The sequence below is a fragment of the Ekhidna sp. genome (assembly GCF_039940915.1).
Taxonomy (GTDB): Bacteria; Bacteroidota; Bacteroidia; order Cytophagales; family Cyclobacteriaceae; genus Ekhidna.
The window spans coordinates 780,466-802,412 of the sequence record NZ_JBDVFO010000001.1 but is presented as its reverse complement, the minus strand read 5'-3'; the positions used below and the strand labels follow the sequence as shown (position 1 = coordinate 802,412).

21 protein-coding genes are annotated in these 21,947 nt (G+C 41.2%); 17 read left to right on the top strand and 4 right to left on the bottom strand.

Features of this window, described 5'->3' with window-relative positions; genetic code table 11:
* Window positions 1-6 precede the first annotated feature (6 nt).
* The 7 genes from ABJF57_RS03660 to ABJF57_RS03630 all read left to right on the top strand — a co-directional run bounded on the left by ABJF57_RS03660 (window position 7) and on the right by ABJF57_RS03630 (window position 9,204).
* Complete coding sequence (locus tag ABJF57_RS03660) at window positions 7-1,227, top strand: ABC transporter permease (protein WP_462231125.1); 1,221 nt, start codon at window positions 7-9, stop codon at window positions 1,225-1,227.
* Between the two features lie 5 nt (window positions 1,228-1,232).
* Window positions 1,233-1,958: an ABC transporter ATP-binding protein gene (locus ABJF57_RS03655; protein WP_462231127.1), complete on the top strand. Its 726-nt coding sequence runs from the start codon at window positions 1,233-1,235 to the stop codon at window positions 1,956-1,958.
* 17 nt (window positions 1,959-1,975) lie between these two features.
* Complete coding sequence (locus ABJF57_RS03650; protein WP_462231129.1) at window positions 1,976-3,112, top strand: hypothetical protein; 1,137 nt, start codon at window positions 1,976-1,978, stop codon at window positions 3,110-3,112.
* Between the two features lie 92 nt (window positions 3,113-3,204).
* Window positions 3,205-3,543, top strand: a complete 339-nt coding sequence (locus ABJF57_RS03645; protein ID WP_462231131.1) for a PadR family transcriptional regulator — start codon at window positions 3,205-3,207, stop codon at window positions 3,541-3,543.
* Window positions 3,540-6,152, top strand: coding sequence for an FtsX-like permease family protein (locus ABJF57_RS03640; protein WP_462231133.1), 2,613 nt, complete (start codon window positions 3,540-3,542; stop codon window positions 6,150-6,152). The genes ABJF57_RS03645 and ABJF57_RS03640 overlap by 4 nt, the downstream gene beginning before the upstream one ends.
* Window positions 6,153-6,253: 101 nt before the next feature.
* Window positions 6,254-6,601, top strand: coding sequence for a PadR family transcriptional regulator (locus tag ABJF57_RS03635; protein WP_462231135.1), 348 nt, complete (start codon window positions 6,254-6,256; stop codon window positions 6,599-6,601).
* Window positions 6,598-9,204 carry an ABC transporter permease gene (locus ABJF57_RS03630; RefSeq protein ID WP_462231137.1) on the top strand — a complete coding sequence of 869 codons (2,607 nt, stop codon included), beginning with the start codon at window positions 6,598-6,600 and terminating at the stop codon, window positions 9,202-9,204. The genes ABJF57_RS03635 and ABJF57_RS03630 overlap by 4 nt, the downstream gene beginning before the upstream one ends.
* 127 nt (window positions 9,205-9,331) lie before the next feature.
* Here ABJF57_RS03630 and ABJF57_RS03625 read toward each other — a convergent pair whose 3' ends face one another.
* The 3 genes from ABJF57_RS03625 to ABJF57_RS03615 are packed head-to-tail and all read right to left on the bottom strand — an operon-like array spanning window position 9,332 to window position 12,021.
* Window positions 9,332-10,327: an alpha/beta fold hydrolase gene (locus tag ABJF57_RS03625; protein ID WP_462231139.1), complete on the bottom strand. Its 996-nt coding sequence runs from the start codon at window positions 10,325-10,327 to the stop codon at window positions 9,332-9,334.
* A gap of 54 nt (window positions 10,328-10,381) precedes the next feature.
* A complete protein-coding gene (locus ABJF57_RS03620) occupies window positions 10,382-11,515 on the bottom strand; it encodes an AraC family transcriptional regulator (RefSeq protein ID WP_462231141.1) in 1,134 nt (377 codons plus the stop codon).
* A 14-nt stretch (window positions 11,516-11,529) separates the two neighbouring features.
* Window positions 11,530-12,021, bottom strand: coding sequence for an N-acetyltransferase family protein (locus ABJF57_RS03615; protein WP_462231143.1), 492 nt, complete (start codon window positions 12,019-12,021; stop codon window positions 11,530-11,532).
* A gap of 160 nt (window positions 12,022-12,181) precedes the next feature.
* Here ABJF57_RS03615 and ABJF57_RS03610 point away from each other — a divergent pair, with 160 nt between their 5' ends.
* From ABJF57_RS03610 to ABJF57_RS03575, 8 genes are all read left to right on the top strand, one after another.
* A complete protein-coding gene (locus tag ABJF57_RS03610) occupies window positions 12,182-13,027 on the top strand; it encodes a helix-turn-helix domain-containing protein (RefSeq protein ID WP_462231145.1) in 846 nt (281 codons plus the stop codon).
* Between the two features lie 86 nt (window positions 13,028-13,113).
* Window positions 13,114-13,731: a CPBP family intramembrane glutamic endopeptidase gene (locus ABJF57_RS03605; RefSeq protein WP_462231147.1), complete on the top strand. Its 618-nt coding sequence runs from the start codon at window positions 13,114-13,116 to the stop codon at window positions 13,729-13,731.
* Window positions 13,732-13,745: 14 nt separating this feature from the next.
* A complete protein-coding gene (locus tag ABJF57_RS03600) occupies window positions 13,746-14,183 on the top strand; it encodes an SRPBCC family protein (RefSeq protein ID WP_462231149.1) in 438 nt (145 codons plus the stop codon).
* Window positions 14,184-14,451: 268 nt separating this feature from the next.
* The gene (locus tag ABJF57_RS03595; protein WP_462231151.1) at window positions 14,452-14,616 is read left to right on the top strand and encodes a Lacal_2735 family protein; all 165 of its coding nucleotides are present in this window, start codon (window positions 14,452-14,454) and stop codon (window positions 14,614-14,616) included.
* A gap of 136 nt (window positions 14,617-14,752) precedes the next feature.
* Window positions 14,753-15,955, top strand: coding sequence for a glycosyltransferase family 4 protein (locus ABJF57_RS03590; RefSeq protein WP_462231153.1), 1,203 nt, complete (start codon window positions 14,753-14,755; stop codon window positions 15,953-15,955).
* 19 nt (window positions 15,956-15,974) lie between these two features.
* A complete protein-coding gene (locus ABJF57_RS03585) occupies window positions 15,975-16,874 on the top strand; it encodes a LysR substrate-binding domain-containing protein (RefSeq protein ID WP_462231155.1) in 900 nt (299 codons plus the stop codon).
* A gap of 59 nt (window positions 16,875-16,933) precedes the next feature.
* Complete coding sequence (locus ABJF57_RS03580) at window positions 16,934-18,109, top strand: threonine synthase (RefSeq protein ID WP_462231157.1); 1,176 nt, start codon at window positions 16,934-16,936, stop codon at window positions 18,107-18,109.
* A gap of 10 nt (window positions 18,110-18,119) precedes the next feature.
* Window positions 18,120-19,034 (top strand): YeiH family protein, encoded by a 915-nt coding sequence (locus tag ABJF57_RS03575; RefSeq protein WP_462231159.1) that lies wholly within the window; start codon window positions 18,120-18,122, stop codon window positions 19,032-19,034.
* 1 nt (window position 19,035) lies between these two features.
* Here ABJF57_RS03575 and gldB read toward each other — a convergent pair whose 3' ends face one another.
* Window positions 19,036-20,016: a gliding motility lipoprotein GldB gene (gene gldB, locus ABJF57_RS03570; RefSeq protein ID WP_462231161.1), complete on the bottom strand. Its 981-nt coding sequence runs from the start codon at window positions 20,014-20,016 to the stop codon at window positions 19,036-19,038.
* A 42-nt stretch (window positions 20,017-20,058) separates the two neighbouring features.
* Between gldB and ABJF57_RS03565 the strand changes: the two genes are divergently transcribed.
* Window positions 20,059-20,673, top strand: coding sequence for a porin family protein (locus ABJF57_RS03565; RefSeq protein ID WP_462231163.1), 615 nt, complete (start codon window positions 20,059-20,061; stop codon window positions 20,671-20,673).
* Between the two features lie 177 nt (window positions 20,674-20,850).
* A complete protein-coding gene (locus ABJF57_RS03560; RefSeq protein ID WP_462231165.1) occupies window positions 20,851-21,945 on the top strand; it encodes a hypothetical protein in 1,095 nt (364 codons plus the stop codon).
* Window positions 21,946-21,947 lie beyond the last annotated feature (2 nt).

The following is a 21,947-nucleotide window of genomic DNA, read 5'->3' as shown; positions in this document are numbered from 1 at the left end:
AAAGGAATGATGTTAGCACAATTGGCTTGGAAAAACATTTGGAGAAATAAGGCGAGAAGCCTGATAGTGATTACTGCGGTGGCTTTAGGACTTTGGGCAGGGTCATTCATTATGGCCTACGCATTTGGGATGATCGACCAACGATTGAAGGATGCAATCGAAACAGAAATCAGTCATTTGCAAATTCATCATCCTGAATATCAGGAGGACAATGATGCCTTGTTTGCCATTCCAAATAGTGCACAAAAAGTACAAATGTTATCCAGTCATCCTTCGGTAAAATCAGTAGCTGGAAGAGTTTTGATTTTCGGAATGATCAACTCACCGTCATCAACGGCAGGGGGAAAGCTGATTGGCATTGACCCGGAAATGGAGCATCAACTCACACAGCTGCAAGATCAAATCTCAGAAGGGCAGTACCTGACTGACGATGATCGAAATAAGATCATCATAGGCGAGAAGTTAGCTAAGAAGCTGAAGGTAAAGTTGAGATCGAAAGTAGTTCTTACATTTCAAGATGTGAATAAAGACATAGTTGCAGGTGCCTTTAGAGTCAAAGGCATTTACAAGAGTCACAACTCCGCAATAGAAGAGCTTAATATTTATACTTTGGGCAGGGACCTGTCAAAGTTGTTAGGGAATGGCTCTGAATATCATGAGATCGCTTTGCTACTCAACAATGCAGAAGAACTGGATGTTTTTCAAAATGAGATACATCAAACTTTCCAGGAATTGACGGTCGAATCATGGAAAGATATTTCACCGGAATTGAGACTTATGATTGAAACAATGGACCAATCCATGATCATTTTTCTTGCGATTATACTCGTCGCACTTTCTTTTGGAATCGTCAACACAATGCTGATGGCGGTTCTTGAGCGCGTGCGAGAGATCGGGATGCTGATGGCTATAGGGATGAATCAAATACGCCTGTTTGGAATGATCTCTTTGGAGACCATTTTTATGGTAATGATAGCGGCGCCCTTTGGGCTGCTGCTTGCTTATGTCACTATCGAGTATTTAGGAAAGTACGGATTAGATCTCTCCAGCATATACGGGGAAGGCTATGCTCAATATGGATTCAAATCGATGATTTATCCCGATTTGGCCTTTGAATACTACATCAGGATTATGGTACTAGTGCTAATTACCGCTATACTATCGTCTATTTATCCAGCCATTACTGCCTTGCGACTAAACCCTATTACAGCCATTAGAAAAATCTAAATGCTATGAAGAAAGAACACGATAATCACGAAAACTGTGTCATTCATACCGAAGACCTAACCAAAGTTTATGAAGGTGTTGTTCCCGTAAAGGCCGTAGATGATGTACATCTGCACATTGAGAAAGGAGAGTTTACGGCATTGGTAGGACCTTCCGGTTCAGGTAAGACCACTTTGCTAAACCTTATTGGCGGGCTTGATAATCCAACATCTGGGAAGGTTTGGATTCATAATCAGGACATCACTCAGTTATCTAAAAATGAATTGATTGATTTCCGTTTAAAGAATATTGGCTTTGTTTTTCAGGCTTATAATCTCATTCCGGTCCTTACGGCCAAAGAAAATGTAGAATTTGTGATGCTACTACAAAAAGTACCTGCTGAAGTTAGAAATCAGCGTGTGCATCAACTTTTAGAAGAAGTGGGTCTGCTCGATCAAATGAACAAGAAGCCGAGTAAACTCTCTGGCGGCCAACAACAGCGAGTAGCCGTTGCTCGAGCGCTAGCCTCTAAGCCACAGTTCGTATTGGCTGATGAGCCTACAGCCAATCTGGACTCCAAAACTGCAGCCAAGCTTTTAGACATTATGGCCAAGTTGAATCGTGATGAAGGTGTCACTTTTATTTTTTCAACGCATGATCAGCGGGTGATTGATCAGGCAAGGAGAGTGATAACGTTAGTAGATGGAGCCATTGCATCGGATGAAAAGAAAGAAGTGTTGGAAGCTGTGTGAAAAAGGCATTCATTATAGTGTTCATTTTTTTGGAGTTTGGCTCTTGTTGGGCTCAGGAGGAAGAGAAAGAAAAGAAATGGTGGATACGAGGGTATGTGAAAGACTTGATTAATGTCAACATTGCCAATGACTCCACCACCTTTGATAATCTCATTCATAACAGGCTCAATTTCAAGTGGTTTCCCACTGATCAAATCAATGTAAAGGTTGAGCTAAGGAATCGATTTTTTTGGGGAGAGACAGTGAAGTCCGTTCCGAATTATGGTGATTTAGTAGATGCCAATAATGACTATTTTGACCTATCGGCGATGGCTGGTGAAAATAGCGTGTTGGGTCACACCATGATCGATAGGGCTTTTGTGGAATGGTATGAAAATGATTGGGAAATTCGTGTAGGACGCCAGCGCATCAATTGGGGGATCAACGTAGTTTGGAATCCAAACGACCTTTTCAATGCTTATTCCTTTTTTGATTTTGACTATGAAGAACGACCAGGAAGTGACGCTATAAGCATTAAGAAATATACAGGTGTTGCATCGAGTTTGGAACTGGCTAGTAATCTAGCAGATGAGTTTGATGAGATGGTTATTGCCGGTAAATGGGGATGGAATAAATGGAACTACGATTTTCAGGTACTGGCTGGAAAGGCAAGGAAAGATCTTACGATCGGCTTTGGGTGGGCAGGAAGTATAAAAGATGCAGGATTCAAGGGAGAGATTACCTATTTCACACCCTATGAAGGAGCTGGAAATGAGGCATTGCTTGCCACAATTGCTATTGACTATTCATTCGAAAGTTCATTATACATTAACGGATCATTGCTTGTGAATAGTGCCGCGTCTATTACTCCGAACTTTCAGGAAAGCATCAACCTTGTAGCGTCCGATCGAATTACAGCCAAAGAGCTATCCCCCTTTCGCTATGCTACTTTTTTGCAGACAAGCTACAGCTTTCATCCGCTCATAAATGGAGGAGTTGCTACTATTTACTATCCAAGTAAAAGGGATGCACTTTTCATTAATCCATCCGTCACTTTTTCTTTGAAGCAGGACCTGGACTTAGACCTGATTTCCCAAATCTATTTCGATAAGTTCTTTGAAGAATATGAATCACAGGCACGTCTTATCTTCCTACGCTTGAAATGGAGTTTCTGATGAGTATTTAGAAACTTCTTATAAGATCGGCAAAACCGAAACTAATATTTCCTCGTATATTACATCGGCAAAACCGAAACTAATATAAAATTATGAAAGGAACATCTCTTGGTGAATTTGAGGAGCTCTGTCTATTGGCGGTTGGAATACTGCAGGAAGATGCATATGGCGTATCAGTCAAAGAGGAAGTTGAAAAATTTTCTTCGAGAAAATCAACACTAAGCACCATACATTCCACGCTTATAAGACTGGAAAAGAAGGGCTTTTTAGCATCAAAGATGGGTGGAGCTACTGAGAGTAGAGGAGGTAGAACCAAACGCCTTTTCGAAATTACCGCCTTTGGAAAAAAAGCAGTAAACGAAGCAAGGCAACTTCGCGAGCGCATGTGGAAGCATGTGCCGCAGATACTCTGGGAAGGAGGACAATCATGAGCAAGCAAAACCCACCTAGATGGGCCATCCGATTAATTAAATGGTACAGCCATCCGGACTATGTTCAGGAAATAATGGGAGACCTGGAAGAAATGTTTACTATCTGGAAACAAGAGAAGGGAACCTTCCGGGCAAGAGTGTTTTACGTGTGGAATGCCATTCTTTTCATGCGTGCCTACAACAGTCGACTCTCAAATCAGTCGACAAAATTTAACCAACTAAGCATGATCAAGCATTCAATAAAACTCTCGCTCAGAAATATCAGAAAACACAAAGTGTATAGCCTGGGGAATATGCTGGGCTTAGGGATTGGAATATCCATCAGCCTCTTCATTTACATTCACATCACCCATGAATTGAGTTTTGAAAAAGCATATCCCAAACATGAGCGGATTTTCAGAGTGTCCTCCAGCAAAGACTGGGCACAATCACCACCATCATTTGCAGGCGAACTAAAGAATTTCTTTCCAGAAGTAGAAGACGTCACCCGATTTGCCAAGTATGGTGGAAACGCTTCGGTGATTGGGACAAACGAAAAGCAATTCATTTCAGAAGCCATTTTTCAGGCCGATCAATCGGTGGTGGAGGTTTTTGACCTGAAGTTCATCGAGGGATTGAAAAAAGGATCATTAGACAAACCGTATACTGTTTTGATTACTGAAAGCATCGCTTCTAAGATTTTTGGAGATCAAAATCCTGTTGGAGAATTTGTTGAAATCAACGAGGAGAAAAGGAAATTTGAAGTGACAGGAGTGATTGCTGACCTTCCGGAAAAGTCTCATCTGAAGGCAGAAGCCTTGGTTTCAATGCCCACGTTCTATGAGCAGATTCCCGAAGACTGGACAGGTTCTCGCGGATGGATGGTTATGTATACCTATGCGCAGTTGGATGACCAACAAAGTGTCGTGAAGTTTCGTGAGAGAATGCCAGATTTCACAGTTCACTATTTCAATGAAGAGGCAGCGGAAGAGATGGCTTTGAACGATCAGTTTTTCGAGATAATGCCTTTGACTGATATTCATTTAAAGTCCAAAAGGACAGGTGAAATGGGGCCAAATAGCAGCATCTTGTATATCTACATTTTTGGGACACTTGCTATTTTCATCATCATCATTGCCAGTGTCAATTTCATCAACATTTTCACAACACTTGCTTTTAAAAGAGTGAAAGAAATTGGCTTGCGGAAGATAGTCGGTGCGCAGAGAAAGCAGCTGATTTTTCAGTTGCTGATAGAAGCCAGTGTTACCGCGGTGCTTGCCAGTGCGCTAGGGCTCGCACTATGCATTGCTTTCTTGCCTTATTATAATGCATTGGTGGATTTGACCATTACATGGACTGACCTTCTTGCTCCGGCACATGTGATGCTCATTGCTGCGCTAGCGATTCTGCTCGGTTTACTTTCAGGCATGTATCCCGCATTGCTCGTTACCCGGCAAAAGCTTGCTGAGTTGATTGTCAAAAACGCCAATCCGAAGGCCAGCATTTCATTGTTCAGAAAGGGATTAATTGTCTTTCAATTTGCACTCTCTCTTTTCATTTTAATCTCCACTGTGGTGGTCAATCGCCAGATGGATTTCATCAAAAAGAAGGATTTGGGATTCGATGCTGATCAGGTTGTGACGCTCAAGACCCATGGAAATCTTGGCAGAGAGATTCGTAAAAGCCATCGCTCTTTTGTTGCATCACTCAAGCAAAACCCAAACATTCGAGGTGTATCCCTTGCATCAAATGTTGTCGGGGAGCCTTTGAGTAGAGAATACTTCCGTCCTGCGGACGCAGATCCTGAGATAGATTATGGAGCCACAAATATGTTGTGGGCCGATGAGGGCTATCTGGATGTGATGGGTATAGAATTGGTCCAAGGACGAAATTTCAGAACCAAAGTAGATACATCATCAGTTGTTTTTTTGGTGAGTGAGCAGATCGCTAAAAACTGGGATCGGGATGCAGTAGGAACGATCGCGCAGTACAGAGATGAACAGGGGCCTATTGTTGGAGTCTTTAAAAATGTGAATTACTATTCACTGCATAGCGAAGTAGAACCACTTGCCATCTGCCTTAAACCATCCTGGGCCGGAAATCTACTTTTTAAGATCGATGGTGAAAATGCTGTCGAGACCATGGAATACATCGAATCCAGGCTTAAGGGAAAATCCCCTAACGCGATTACACAGTTCAGTTTTGTGAATGATAAGCTGCAACAATTGTATGCAAGCGAAAACGATATGTTTTTGGTGTTCAAGGCCTTTTCTGTACTGGCACTTATTATTTCAGGTCTGGGGCTATTAGGCATAGCAGCTATTGAGGTTCAAAGGCGCACCAAAGAAGTAGGTATCCGAAAAGTACTTGGTGCTTCTGCTTCTGAAATATTGCTATTGCTATGTAAGCAATTTTCGCTCATGCTGGCCATTGCTATTTTGATTGGAGTCCCGGCAAGTTATTTATCCTCCAAAAGCTGGCTGGCAGATTACAGCTACCGGATATCCCTTAGTGCCTGGGAATTCGCTCTACCGAGCCTAGGTCTCATCGTTATTTCAATGTTGGTTGTCGCTCTTCATTCCATTAAAGTTATGCGCTCAAACCCTACTGAATCGCTCAGAAGCGAATAAAATTCATTTTACTACTAAATTGTAGAACAAATTAAAATATGCTCCGTATATTTGTTCTACAATTTAGTAACTCATGTTGCTAAGTTTTAAAAACAATAGACATGAAAGAAAGTAAACTAGGAGACTTTGAAGAAACCATCCTGCTACTTGTTGGAATCTTAAATAATGAGGCTTATGCCTTTAAAATCGCTGAAGAGTTCGAAACACAAACGAAACGTCCGGTCTCGATAGGAGCCGTTCACTCCACATTGAGCAGGATTGAGGATAAAGGATTTCTTACGTCAGAAATGGAGGCTGGCTCAGCAGAACGAGGCGGAAGACGAAAAAGAATCTACACCATTACGGCAGCAGGCCAGCGAGCATTGGAGATTTCCAGAGAGCTGAAAATGACACTGTGGAATCAATTTCCAGCCTTTGCCGAAGGTAAACTCAATTTTGTTCTTGGGTGAAAAATTCAAAACCACCGAAACTCGCTGAGAAATTTTTGCTCCTTTTCCTGAAGAGGGAATTGGCGGAAGAAGTACTCGGCGATCTCGATGAAAAATTCTACTGGACTATAGAAAAAAAATCATTGAGACGAGCCAAACTCAACTACTGGTATCAGGTCTTCAACTATCTCCGCCCCTTTGCTTTCAAATTTTTTAAGTCAAACTCAATTATTCCGACTATGATCAAGCAGAACTTCAAAATCAGTTATCGAGTACTGATAAAAAACAAAGTATTTTCAGCAATCAACATTGGTGGTCTTGCCATGGGGATGTCACTAGCAATTCTCATTGGACTTTGGACGCATGATGAACTTACTTTCAATCAATACCATGAGAACTACGATAAAATTGTTCAAGTACTCCGAAAAGATGTCGATGATGGTGAAATAAAGGTCAACAGTTCCCTGGTCAGTAAACTCGGTCAGCACCTCGAACAGTCTTTCCCTACATTGTTTGAGAACGTGGTAATCACGTTCTATCGAAATCGAACATTGGTTTTAACGGTTGGAAAACAATCGCTGGAACGCTTAGGATACTTTTTCTCGCAAGATGCTCCCGAAATGCTCTCACTGGAGATGGTTGCTGGGCAAGCTTCACTAAAGAATAAGGACGGGCTGCTATTGTCTGAATCATTGGCAAAAACACTTTTTCAAGACAAAAATCCGATTGGAGAATTTGTACAAATAAATACAAGTGTTGAGTTGATTGTCAATGGTGTTTATAAAGACCTTCCACTCAATTCAACGTTTGGTGATATGGAATATATGTTATCAATGGAGCTAATCTATAATGAAGAAAGTCCACCCACTTGGGATAATTACAACACAAAAATATATGCCAAGCTAAATGAGGGGATCAATTATCAGGAGGCTTCTGCGCTGATTAAAAATGAACTTAACAAGAACGTTGATTATGATGAACCCATTGATCTTTTGCTACTGCCAATGAAAGAATGGCATCTACATGGTGAATTTGAAGATGGCGCTCAAGTTGCAAGTAGTCGAATGATTTTTGTAAAACTTTATGTCGTAATAGGAGTATTTGTATTGTTACTCGCCTGCATCAATTTCATGAACCTGAATACGGCTCGCTACCAGCTGCGGGGAAAAGAAGTAGGTATTCGAAAGACGGTTGGCTCCAGAAGACGTCAATTGATTTCTCAGTTCTTAGTTGAATCGATTTTGTATGCTTCAGTCTCTTTTGTTTTGACGATCCTGATCGTTTGGGTGATACTTCCATGGTTTAATGGTATTTCTGATAAGGACCTAAGCATGCCTTGGGGTGACCCTCTCTTCTGGCTCGCCGGGATATTCTTTACCCTATTTTCTGCATTGATAGCCGGTAGTTACCCTGCTTTTTTCCTGTCCTCGTTTAGCCCGCTAAAGGCACTGATTGGATCTATAAAGCAGGGCAAGTCTAATATTAGGCTGAGACAGTCGCTTGTAGTTTTTCAGTTCGCAATCTCCATTTTATTAATGATTGGAACCCTCACAGTACATCAGCAAATACAGTATTCGAAGGCACGTCCTGTGGGTTACGATCAGTCAGATTTGATCACTGTGAGAGGGAGATCTGGGGAGTATTATAAGAAATTTGACCTGCTTCGTGACGAAATTTTACGCACCGGCTATGTGGAAGAGATGGCTTCAGCAAATTACCCATTGATGAATACATTGGGGAATAATGATGGTTTCCGATTGGAGGGTCAAGAGAAATCTTATCCTATTTCGTTTAACACAATCTATGTCACTCCAGAATATGGTAAAACCACGAAGTGGGAACTCACAGCAGGAAGGGATTTCACCAGAGTAGATGGTGATGAGAGTCAGAATGTTATTATCAGCGAATCTGCCGCGGAGCAGATGGGCTTGGAAAATCCTGTAGGAAAAAGATTGGTTGCTAGAGAGGGTTTTGGCTGGGAAAGCCGCGGCAGAACATATAACATCATAGGTGTGGTGAAAGATATGATCAAAGGTTCTCCATATGAATCTCCGAGACCCTTGATGTTATTCTCTTCTGAGTCAGAAGGATATGCATTTATACGAATGAAAAAGGAAGCTTCCTATGTAGAAGCTATTCCAGCTATCCAAGAGGCTTTTCAGGAGATTCTACCAGGACATCCGTTCAATTATGAGTTTGTAGATGATCAATACGCTAGGAAATTCAGAGATGAGGAAAAGATTGGGAGTCTGGCCACATTTTTTAGTGTTTTAGCTATCTTAATTAGCTGCCTTGGTTTGTTTGGTCTTTCAGCGTTTGTTGTAGAACAAAGAACCAAAGAAATAGGAATCCGAAAAGTGTTGGGTGCTTCCTTGCCGACTCTATGGCGACTTCTTTCGAAAGACTTTACACTTCTGGTATTAATAGCCTGCCTAATAGCCATACCTGTATCCACCGCTCTCCTGAATGGTTGGCTGGAAAACTATGAATACCGCATTGAAATTACCTGGTGGATGTATGTAAGTGCAGCAGTGGGAGGACTTTTCATTGCTTTGTTCACAGTTAGCTATCACTCGCTAAAGGCTTCATTGGGTAATCCTGTGGATGCTTTAAGATCTGAATAGCCAATTGAATCAGGGTTAAGTCAGTGAATGATGATTTCTTTAAATGAGAGGCGATTACACCTGAGTTTACTAAATCTCTTACCAATTAAATAGCAGGAGGGTTCAAGCTTAGAACCCTCCTGAAATCTTACCTCACTACCTGATAGCGATTCAATTTATCATCCATGAACTCATCGATTAGCTGGAAAAGCTTCTCTGGCTGATCATCTACGATGAAGGCGTTGCTATCCGAGATAGAAACAATGGCAATCTTGTCGCTTGCTGGCTTTGCTCCCAACCAACTGTAATGAAAAAATGGAGCAATGTATGATGTCTCCTTAGTGTATAACACCTCATCCGTAAACGATGGCAAGACCACCATAACAGGCATGGTCAGGTTTTCATATTCCAGACTCAAATCCGTACTGTATAATTCACAGAGATATCTTACCATGATTGGAATGGGGACTGCCGACATTTGATCCCAATACTTTTTAGCAGCTACAGAGTCTTTAGTAAAAGCTTTTGCATGAAAATTTCCAGTATCCCAGGTTTCCTTGGAGACAGTTTTAAACCATTGAGGGGCTAATGATTTTTCTACATAGTAAATCCTTTGCGACAATGAAGCAGGTTCATAGGGAACCAGATTGCTGGTAAACTTTGCCATCCCACTAATGATGACCACCTTATTAATCCGATCAGGGTTATCCAAGGCAATTCGTGTAGCTATGATGTTGCTATACGTGAAGTAGCTCACTAGCGTAGCCTTCTCAATTTCCTTCTCATCCATCAGATCGGTCAGACCTTTTATAATCCCATTCGTCCAGTAGGTATCTGCGTAGCTTTCAGTCTTTTCTGGCATCGCCGGTGCAGCGGTTGATCCAAAACCAGGAAAAGTGACGGCATATATCTTGTACTGATCCTCGTAGTTTGAAATGAAATCCTTAAAGATGGTCCAATCAAACCCCCACCCCGGCAATAGAATCATGGTTTGATCACCCGAGCCAAATTCTTTAATCTCCCCAAGTTCTCCCCATGATTCGCTTGCATAATCCTTAGAGTGTATCAGATTGTTTATTTCCTGACCAATGCCTGAAAAAGCGATTGAATATATCAGAATGAATGTCCATAAAAATCTTTTCATAAGTGTAAGTTTTTGGCAGTATTCTACGGCCTCTTACACATGAAAAAGTATCACTCAATTGATTGGAACCTGATTTTTATGAAGTTTTTTATAAGCCGTAGGAGTCAGGCCGGTCGATTTCTTGAAATTCCTGAGGAAGGATGACTTATTAGAAAATCCACTATCCAGCGCGATGTGTAAAATCTTGGCATCTCGATATTTCTTAGACATCAATATTTCTTTTGCATGGTCGATCCTGTAACGATTAATGAAGTCGTAAAAACTGGTGTTTAGTTCTACACTCAAGAGTTGAGACAACTCATGATTGGTAATGCCAAGCTCTTCACTCACCTCACCTGCAGAGATACCAGATTTCAAATAAAGTCTTTTGGATTGCATGGACGCTATGAGCTGTTCGGCGAGTCTTTTTTTCTTTTCAGACGAAAGCGAAGAAAACTGATAGTCAGAAGGTGTGGCGAGAGACTCCAGTAGAGCCGGATTTGCAAAGGCGATGTATCCAATGGTATGAATGAGCAGCGTGAGGCTTATCAGATTAATGTGAAACGACAGCATGCTGACATCAAGATTTGACCAGGATAGACCAGATAAAAGCAGGCTGACAAAAACATAAATAAAGAAGCCAACAGAAACGATCCGTAAGGCACTGAATTTTTTCTTCTCTTTAGCCTTCATCCGATTTTCAGAGGCCGATTGAATAAGCTTTAGCGCTTTTAAAAAATAGAAAAATGTGCTAATCAAATAGATAAGATAACCAATGAAATAAATGCTGAAATCGCCGGAGCTTCCTGAGGACTGCAGCATCATTTCATACACTTTGATTTTAGTTTCAGCATCCAAAGAGTAGAAGGGAAGCAATATGATAAACTCAAACAAAAATGGCAGCAAATGAATAAGATCCTTCCATAGCAATGGGGTCTGATTCAGAGAGGATCGGATGTATAGAAAAAATAGCGGCCCAATCAGAAAGATTAATGGAAGAGTGGTAAAAAAAAGGTGCGGGACATACCTGATGTACCCCGATGAATAGATGACGCTTTCAAGTAGATAGAAAGAGAAAAGCAAAACCAAAAGAAACAAGAATATATTCTCTTGAGAATACCTTTTGAAAATGATAAGAGAAGCAAGAAATGCTCCATGAAATGCGGCAAAGAGATAGATAAGTTCGTGTACCTGAAGGTCAAGAGACATCTTGTAAGATACTGCTATTCAAAAATCAACTCCCAGTAACCAACGTCAATCCAGCGATCAAACTTTTTGCCCACTTCCTTCAACTGTCCGACTTTTTTAAACCCAAGACTTTCATGGAGTTTAACACTAGCGTCGTTTGGGAGAGAAATGCCAGCAAGAATAGCATGTAAGCGCAGATGCTTGAGACGCTCAATTAATTCTTGATAAAGTAAGCGTCCATAACCGTTCCCTGTAGCGTTTTTTTCAAGATATACACTCACCTCGGCCGTTTGCAAGTACGCTTCCCTGGGCTTCCACTGAGTAGCATATGCATAACCAACGATTTGGTTTTCAATCACTAAAACGATCCATGGTAAGTTGAATGCATGTTGAATTTTTTGAACCCTGTTCATCATATCGTCCACCGAAATTGGATCAATCTCGAATGTGGCGTGCGAGTTGAGAACGTAGTGGTTGTAGATTTTTACAATATCGGCGAAATCTTTTAGTTCTGCTGAGCGGATCATATCATCAACTTTGTTACATGAAGATAAGAACTGTTTTAGAATAATAGTGACCTTATGTTCCTCAAACCACCTTTTCTTGAAATGTCGCATTAACGTCACGTCAATAATTTGAAGCACATTTGTGGCTCAAGTAGCATTGCGACAAACAATGACAAATTCTATGATGGAACAACCAACCCTTGGTAGCAAACTACTGACCTTACGAACAGCGAAAGGAATGACACAACATGAGCTAAGAGAAAAGTGCCATGTGAGTGTGCGAACCATCCAGCGCATAGAGTCTGGGGCTGTGACACCTAGAGCTTCCACTATCAAAATATTGTTGGAAGCATTGGGAGAAGATACCAATGATTGGTTTGGTTCCTCTAATGTGATTGTTGAAAATAAGTTTTCAATAAAAACAATCAAAGACATGCTACTTGTAAACGCATCTGAACTCAAACAAAAAAACACCTTAACGCCTGCCTGGATTTCTGGAATTATTTATTTGCTAATCGGTATCATAGAAATCGGCGTGAATGTGCACATAAGTGCTCAGGGAAACTCAACGCCACTACTGGCAGTATCGGTTTTAGTCAAGGTCATTACCATTGTTTCCTTTTTTCTATTCACAAGAGGTTTTGTTGCACTAAGTATTTTGTTTGAAAATCAGCTACTTAAAATGGCCTCATACATTTCCATTGCCGCCATGACTGTGATTTATAGTATTGAAATAATGATCACCCTCACTTCTCCAAATTACCTGGATGCAATTGATGCGATGGGAGCTTTTTCAGTTGTTCCATTTGGAGCAATCTCCATCATTTTTGGAATCGGACTACTTAGGCTTCAAGATGGAATGGGACGGATTGCAAAGGTTGCGGGGAGGCTGGAAATTGCTTTTGGCATTTCATACATGACGTTAATCTTTACTCCAATAGGGTTGGTATTGCTTCCAGCTATGCTTATTGTAGAAGTAGTGCTTTTGTCAAAAGCAGACCAGCTTGCACGAGAGGGGCAGCTATGATTGGCTTGTTTGTTATTCTGGTTGTTTCGTGGATCCTGCTGCATTTCATCTCCGGAAAAAATCTAGGTGTATTGGGTTTTCAGCCAATGTCAAAACGAATATTTCAATTTGCAGGTGGATTCTGGGTAGCCGCACTCCTTTGTACAATTGTACAGTTTGTTGAATCTTGGATGGAGTCTTCAAATTGGATACTGAATGATCAGGCAACTGTGCTTAATGTATTCGATGCCTTATGGTGGGATGCTAAATCGGTGCTCACGGAGGAGTTGATTTATCGTGGAGCACTTCTGTATTTGTTAATAAACTATCTGGGAAGTAAGAAAGCGATACTCCTGTCAGCGTCCGCATTTGGCATATATCATTGGTTCTCTTTTGGGATTTTTGGAAACTTGATACCGATGATTCTTGTTTTTCTGGGGACAGGTTTGATGGGGTACGCCTGGGCATTAAGTTACCACAAGACTAAGTCCATCATGATGGGTTTTGGCTTGCATCTTGGCTGGAACGTAGTTTTGAATACGTTTTTTTCAAAAGGACCGCTTGGAGATCAATTACTGCTAAAACAAGGAGGCAGTATGATGGGAGACTGGGCATCACTTCTGATTTTTTTAATGCCATTAATTGTGATCCCTGTGGTAACACTCCTGTTCGTGAATTATGCCGTGACTAAAGAAGATGCTTCCGATGAACTTTCTCTTAACTGAGAAGTTCTATTCCTGTGAAAGTTAAGATACAAACAGAGGTGGGAGCCTCTGTGCCGGACATTAAAATTGGTTTTACGGAAGACCTTTTTCTATCCCTGAATCCCCCATTCCCGCCCGTGAAGCTCATGCAATTTGATGGCTGCAGGGCTGGAGACAAGGTAGCTTTGGAGCTTAATTTCATCTTGTTTAAGCAGCTTTGGGTGAGTCATATCATAGAAGATTATGAATCGGATAATCATTGGTGGTTCATAGATGTGGGAATAAAACTACCGTTCTTTCTTAAATCCTGGAAGCACATCCATGATGTAAAGCAAGCAGGACAAAGGGCGGTAATTAGTGACCAAATAACCTTTTCTACCGGCTGGATTTTAGGTGATGCCATTATGTATCCTTTCTTGCTTTTACAATTTCTATATCGTAAACCAATCTATCAGAAGGTTTTTAGCAGATAGTCATCACTTATACCTTCTTCCATTGAGGAATTGTCCAATCCAGGTGCTTCGTACCAGATAATGATAAGTAATGCAGCACAAATTGAGACGAACTAAATGCGAAGAATCACAGGAAATACCTGCTTTTGATAGACAAAAGGTGGACATGGGTTATTACGGGTCATTTTCATCGAATAAAATACCGGTTTCGAAGATCAGCTATTGCAGGATTTGAGTGAGTAATGAATCTTCGCAACGAATTTTTTCAACCACTCACTAGCTACAGATTATGATAAAACTATTTAAAGCCTCCAAGGTAACCTCACTCCAAAAGAAATATGATAAGCTGATGAAAGAAGCGTATGACCTTTCAAAATCCAATCCAGAGATGAGCCAGCAAAAACAGCTGGAGGCACAAGAAATTCAGCGTCAAATTATTTCACAACCGCTCTAGTTAACCCCTAGCTTTTATTGGTTGATTTGCAATCCTGACAGATTAAATAGGATTTAAAATCAGTGTTACCGATGATGTCGTTGTTTTCTTCGAAAACAAGTTTGCTTTTTTCTTAGAACGACACATCTTTAAGCTGGTGAAAATTCTATACATCCATCAATATTTCAAAACGCCTGAAGAAGGAGGATCAATAAGGTCGTATTATCTGGCCAAAGGACTGGTGGATGCCGGACATGATGTGACGATGATTACCGCTCATGATTCAGCCTATGAAGTGAAAAAAATAGCGGGGATTGAAGTTCACTACTTGCCAGTGCCTTATGACAATAGCTTTGGGTTTTTTCAGCGATTGTGGTCCTTTTGGAAGTTTGTAAAACTTGCAAAGAGAGAAGCTAAAAAGCTTTCGAAACATGACCTGGCCTATGTAATGACTACCCCGTTAACAACAGGTTTCATTGCAACGCATCTCAAGAATGAGATGAATCTTCCGTATTACTTTGAAGTTGGAGACTTGTGGCCAGAAGCTCCCGTGCAAATGGGTGTAATTAGAAACAAATGGCTGAAGAAGTGGCTGTATTCGTTAGAAAAGAGGTTCTACTTCGAAGCAGAAAAAGTGATTGCTCTTTCGCCTGCCATCAGAAATTACATAGAAAAGGTCAGCCCCAATACGCGCGTCTACGTGATTCCCAACATGGCAGACTGTAATTTTTTCGAAGCGGAGTATAGTGTGGGCGATTTCAGTGAAAACAATCAATTTCAAATCACCTACTGCGGAGCAATTGGACAAGCCAACCAGCTCGAATACTTTATTCAGGCAGCCAAAGAATCTAATGAAGCACAACTTCCCGTCCAATTCAATATCATTGGGTATGGATCAGAATTAAAGCGATTACGCTCAGTTGCTAAGCGACTAAAAAATGTGTCATTCTATCCACATTCCAGCAAGCAATGCGTGAAAAATTTGCTAGACAAAAGCGATGCAGTTTACGTCTCCTTCAAAGATGTCAAGGTGTTGGGCACCGGTAGTCCAAACAAGTTCTTTGACTCACTGGCTGCCGGCAAACTCACCATTATCAATTTTGACGGCTGGATAAAAACCTTGATTCGAAAGAATAAATGTGGATTTCATCACAATCCATATTCCAACACAGAGTTTGTTCGAAAACTTAAGACCTTTCTGAAGTCTCCGGAACTATTGTCAAAGTACCAACGAAATGGACGTAAATTGGCAGAACTATACTACGACAAAGACATTCAGGTAAAGAAGCTCCTCAAAATTCTGAATAACGAGTACAAATTTGAGGTAACCGACTCTGAGGTCTATATCTTGACGGCTTAATTAATTTTGCACGGCAAATATGCTCTCCATAACATACGAAGTTTTCTTTGAGGTTGCTTCTTATAAAAGCTTTTCCAAGGCAGCGGAAGCATTGTATATATCTCAACCTGCAGTAAGTAAGCAGATCAAAAAGTTAGAGTCCAATCTTGAAATTCAACTCATTGAAAGAAAAGGAAACACCATAGAGCTGACCTCCTCCGGGGAGAGACTTTTCAACTACCTGCACAAGGCAAAATCTATTCAAAGCCATATAGAATCAGATATGGCCATTATCAAAAATCAGCGAACGGCACGGGGCACTTTGAAGATTGGGGCAAGCACGACTATCTCCTTGTATGTCATGCCGAAAATCCTATCGGCCTTTCATAGAAAGTTTCCAGATGTAAAACTTCTCTTGATCAATCGGAACAGTGAGAATATTCTTAAATCTTTGATTGATCGAGAGATTGATATCGCCATTATTGAAGCACATTATAAGATAAACGCGGTTCACTTTCAGCCCTTCATGAATGATGAAATCATTCCGGTCTGCTCAGCTTCAAGTCCATATTGCAAAAAAGAGATTTCACTCAGTGAAATAAAAGATGTGCCTATTGCATTTAGAGAAAGGGGATCGGGGACTCACTCGGTCGTTCAAAAATGTTTAGAATCCAAGAGTATCAGAATGGGCGATTTAAATGTGATTGCCAGATTAGGAGGAACCGAAGCATTGAAAAACTTTTTGATTGAAGACAAATGCATCGGATTCCTTTCCAGACTTGCAGTTGTAAAAGAATTGCAAAGTGGGACTCTTCGCGAAGTAAAAGTGAAATCATTACGAATAGACAGAAAATTTGAGTTCGTAATGCGTAAAGGTGAAGAGGGGGCGGGTGTTACCAAGTTTTTTGTGAAAGAAGCAAAAAGTACTTATAACCAATAGTTATAGCTTATGAGATAAAATCATTTGATTAGTTATTTGACAAAGATCACTTTTGCCAAATGAATTTAATTTTTGATACTGAGTCTCTCGCGACCAGCCTACTTTGTTCGAGGTGCGGCAAGCACTATTCCATCAAAGAGTTGCGTTCTTTTTCAGAATGCTGCCACAAACCTTTGCTTGTCGATTATGAAGCTGCAGTTTCTCATGAAAAGAGTGATCTTATTGGCAGAGAAAATAGCATGTGGAGATACTCAGAAATGCTCCCTGTGTTTGACAAATCCAACAGAGTTTCATTGGGTGAAGGAATGACTCCCATCTTACCCATGTCTCGTATGGCCGCCAAGTGTGGCTATGACGATCTGTGGGTAAAAGATGAAGGACAAAACCCAACCGGCTCGTTTAAGGCAAGGGGGATGAGTGCAGCTATTTCTAAAGCGAAAGAACTGGGTGTAAAAGAATGTGTGGCGCCAACCGCTGGAAATGCCGGTGGAGCACTGAGCGCCTATTGCGCAGCGGCAGGAATGAAGGCCAGGGTTATCATGCCAAGACATACTCCGATGGCCTTTCAAGACGAGTGTAGATTTTATGGAAGTGAGTTGATATTGGTAGATGGCCTAATTGATAAGTGCGGTCAGCTGGCAAACTTTATTCAAGAGGAGACCGGAGCTTTCAATGTGAGCACATTGAAGGAACCCTATCGACTTGAAGGAAAGAAAACGATGGGCTTTGAAATTGCCGAGCAGATGAATTGGACATTGCCAGATGTAATTGTTTATCCAACAGGTGGAGGTACCGGGTTAATAGGTATTTGGAAAGCCTTCAAAGAAATGATCGCTCTTGGGTGGATTAGCAGTTCCAAATTGCCAAGAATGATTGTTGTCCAATCAACAAGCTGCGCCCCAATGGTTGATTTTGTCAACGGAAACAACCATAATGAACCTTATGGCGAGTCGAAGGCAAACGGGCTGGCGGTTCCAAAGGCATTTGGGCAAGATTTGATAAAAGACGTAGTAAAGGAATCCAAGGGTGAAGTGGTAGCGGTATCGGAAGAAGCCATCATTGAGAGCGCACTAGAGCTGTCAAAGTCGGAGGGAATTTCGTTTTCTCCAGAAGGAGGAGCTACATGGGCAGGCCTTCAGGTTTTGGTTGACCTTGGAAAAGTTTTAAAGGAGGAGAAGATTTTGTTGATAAACACCGGAAGTGCGACTAAGTATATGAAAAACATCCTTGCATAGCTCAGTTTAGATGAAGTTGAGATACGCGCTCTTTGTTTCCTTTTGTATATTCCTGTGTTTTCTACCATTTATCAATTCTGCACATGCCCTACTTTTAGGAATTGCAGGAGCCATAATATTCAAAAAACCATTGGTATTTAATGAAATCAATGGTTTATTGTTGAAATCATCAATTGTGCTTTTAGGTTTTGGATTGAATTGGTCGGATGCGCTTTCCACCTCCAAATCAGGACTATTCCTCACAGCAGGCACAGTTGTTTGTACACTGCTTATTGGAGTAGCCATAGGCAAAATGATGAAATTGGAGCATAAGACGAATTTGCTTATCTCCATTGGTACAGCCATCTGCGGAGGAAGCGCAATAGCTGCCGTAGCGCCAGCCATTCGTCCTAGCAATGATCAGTTTGCGATATCACTGCTCGTCGTTTTCTTTTTAAACGCTTTATCTCTGTTGATTTTTCCTTTCGCAGGGCAACTTCTAAATCTCGACCAAACAACCTTTGGTTCATGGGTGGCGATTTCAATTCACGACACCTCGTCAGTAGTGGGAGCCGCAGCGATGTATGGAAACGAAGCATTGGAAGTAGCTACAACAATGAAATTGACGAGAGCCCTTTGGATTATCCCATTGGTAATAGGACTCAACATATTTGATACGAAAGCACAGGCATTCAATTATCGAAAATTGCCATGGTTCATTCTACTGTTCATATTGGCTATTTGCGTAGCTAATTCCTTTCCTCAACGATCCTTGGAATTTGGAATTTTAAGTTGGTTGGGTACCAAGACCTTAGTTGTCTCCCTATTTTTTGTAGGAACCAATTTTAGCTTGGATAAAATAAAGAAAATGGGAAGCAAGAGTCTGCTTTTTGGACTTACGTTATGGATTATCGTAAGCATCGTGTCCCTATTTATACTTGCTTAACCTATCCGCCAGAAGGTTTGTAGCCTGACTGAGTAAACAGCTTATTCAAATTTGTTTCAGCCATGATCTCAGTTACTGAAGCTCCAGTCTTCTCGGCGTATGCATTTACAATTTGCCAACCCAGCCACCTTCCGATTCTTCCAGGACACTTATCCCCAATCTCAAACACATTGGGTCTTTCACCAAGAAACTTTTGTTTGACGTTGTGATCAGTTTCATAGAGCCACTCATTTTGCACGAAGTTGGCCCATATGATTTTATCGTTTTCAAATACGTCCCTCCATTCCTCTTCCGTATAGCCGATCAAAATTCGCTCCGGTGTGCAAGGCAGGATTTGACTCAGCAAATAGTATGACTTTCCATAGTTGATCATTTCTGTCAACATTTCATCACCCACACTTGTGGAGATATATTGACTCGATACGAACTGTAAAATGCTGGCCGCCAGATGATCTGTGGTGTAGCGACTGAGGATATAATTGGGAATTTGTTGGGGCTTGTAGCTTGCATTCTGACCAATGAAAAAATCCATGCCGATCATGATATGGTCATTGGAAATGAAGAGGTCATTGTACAAGCCAGTAACCGCTGTTTGTACCGTAGGAGAGGGTGTTTTAGGGTAATAAACTTTAAGTCTTCCCAATCCCGATTCAAGTGTTCGGATCACATCATCAAAGTTTTTGAACGCATTTATTGATTCTTGGTAAAGCGTATCGATGGACGGATTCTGAATCAAACCAAACATGCGGTTTGCTAAAATAGAGTCCGCAGGATACTGATCTGAGTGAAGAAAAAACTGAGCAAAGTCTGGATGACTTGCAAGAAAAGATTCCACCTCTTTTGAGGACTTACTTTCAAAAAGTTCTTGTTCCAATCGCTCCACCCTTAGCACAACGGTTTCGGGCGCTACTGAATCCCGACATACCTCATTGGAACATGATGCCAAGAAAACAACACAAATCATTAGGAGGACTACTCGCATACTATCTATTTTTGGGTGCAAATTTAGAAGTAACAACGACTTATGAAGAAGTTTCTTTTCTTACTCCTCATCCTTTTGTCCGCAGGATCCATGGCTCAGGTAAAGCTTGGACTAAAACTGGCGCCTGTAATCTCATCCAATAGAGCAAAAAATGATGCTCAAACAGTAGAAAATGATGGTTCGAAAATGAAATTTTCTGTTGGTTTAGTGGCCGACAAAACGCTTTCTGACACTTACTATTTAAGCACGGGTCTAATATACCTGCCAAAAAGAGCAGCATTTCGAAATGCTGATGGTACCGTAGAAGAGGAATACAAGCTTCAATATTTGCAAATTCCTGCTACGCTTAAGCTCTTCACCAATGAACTGGCACCCGATATGAAAGCTTACCTGCAAGTAGGTGCAGCTTTGGAAATTAAGGTTTTTGATGAAGCTGAAGATCCATCATTTGTAAACGTTGAGAAGTTTGCACCTATAGACATTCCTGTCATTCTTGGCGCTGGAATCGAATATCGCGCAGGCATAAATACCACACTTTTTGGAGGATTTTCTTATCAAAGAGGATTGCTGAACACCGTGAACGAAGCTTCCGCGGCATTTGAAGACTTACAACTCAGAAGCACTGTTTTCTCGATTGACCTTGGAGTGAAGTTCTAAAAAATTGTACGCCTAAACTCGTGCCATTCTTGCGGAAGTGCCGTTTATAAGCAAAATAAGTTTTCAGTATTCACTTAAATATTGAAATATACTTCTGAAATAGGCAAATTGTTATAGTTTTTGTGGAGTTAGTGATACTTTATTTCTACCTTATAATGATATAAACACACCACACTTATGAAATCACTACTCACAATTTGCTGTGCAGTCATTCTGACATTACAAGTAACTGCACAAACTGTTTGGATTGCAGACAACCGTCCCACTGCTCCAACAGGGTCTCATATTTTCGCTGACGTTACGAGTGCCATCACGGCCGCCAGTCCCGGAGACATCATTCACATCATTCCGAGTCAAACCTTTTATCCAAGCTTCACCATTACAAAGGATAGCCTGACTTTTTTCGGCATTGGGTTCAACCCAGATAAAGATCAACCCAACAAATCATGGGTTGACTTTGTGACCATAGCCACAGGAGTATTTGGTACACGAATTTCTGGATTGAATGTTAATCAAGACTTGACCATTGGCAATGGCGATGGCTCCACCGGCAACATTTTTATCGAGAATGGCGATATTGATCGGATTGTGACAACTACTGCAGGCAGCCCAGGAAAGGCTTTGAGTAACATCGTCATTCGTAACTGCGTCATTGGATTAAGAGAAACAGGCGGGCAAAATGTCATATTCCTCACACAGGAAACAAACCCTACGTCTGTGGTTATTACCAACAATGTCATCATGGGTGCCTCAAGTACCGCATCTGGGGGCTATGGCTCGGTAAGTGTTGCAGATGCAATCATAAAAAATAATTTGTTCTTAGGTAATGGAGTCAGTGATTTCGCATTCAACAGTGTGACAACAACTACGGTTACCAATAATATTTTTTTTGGAAGAGCTCCCATCACTGATGCATTGGCCGGGACGGTAAATAATTCAACATTTACTAACAACATATCTTTCAGCACAGGGAATGATAATTTCCCCATTGGAGCAGATGGAAATACAGGCACAGGAAATTTTGAGGCTACTGATCCACAATTTACTGGAGTCCCATTAGCGGATGATTGGGATTTTGTTAATGACCCTACACTTATTGGCGGGGCAGGCGTCAACGGTGGAAACGATGGAACAGATATTGGACCGACTGGAGGAACCATCCCATTCAGCTTGACTGGCACACCATTGCCAACAATTAAAGTTTTGAGATTGCCTGAAATAATAAAACAAGGTGATAATGTAGATGCGACCATAGAGGCTGAAGGAAACTAAAC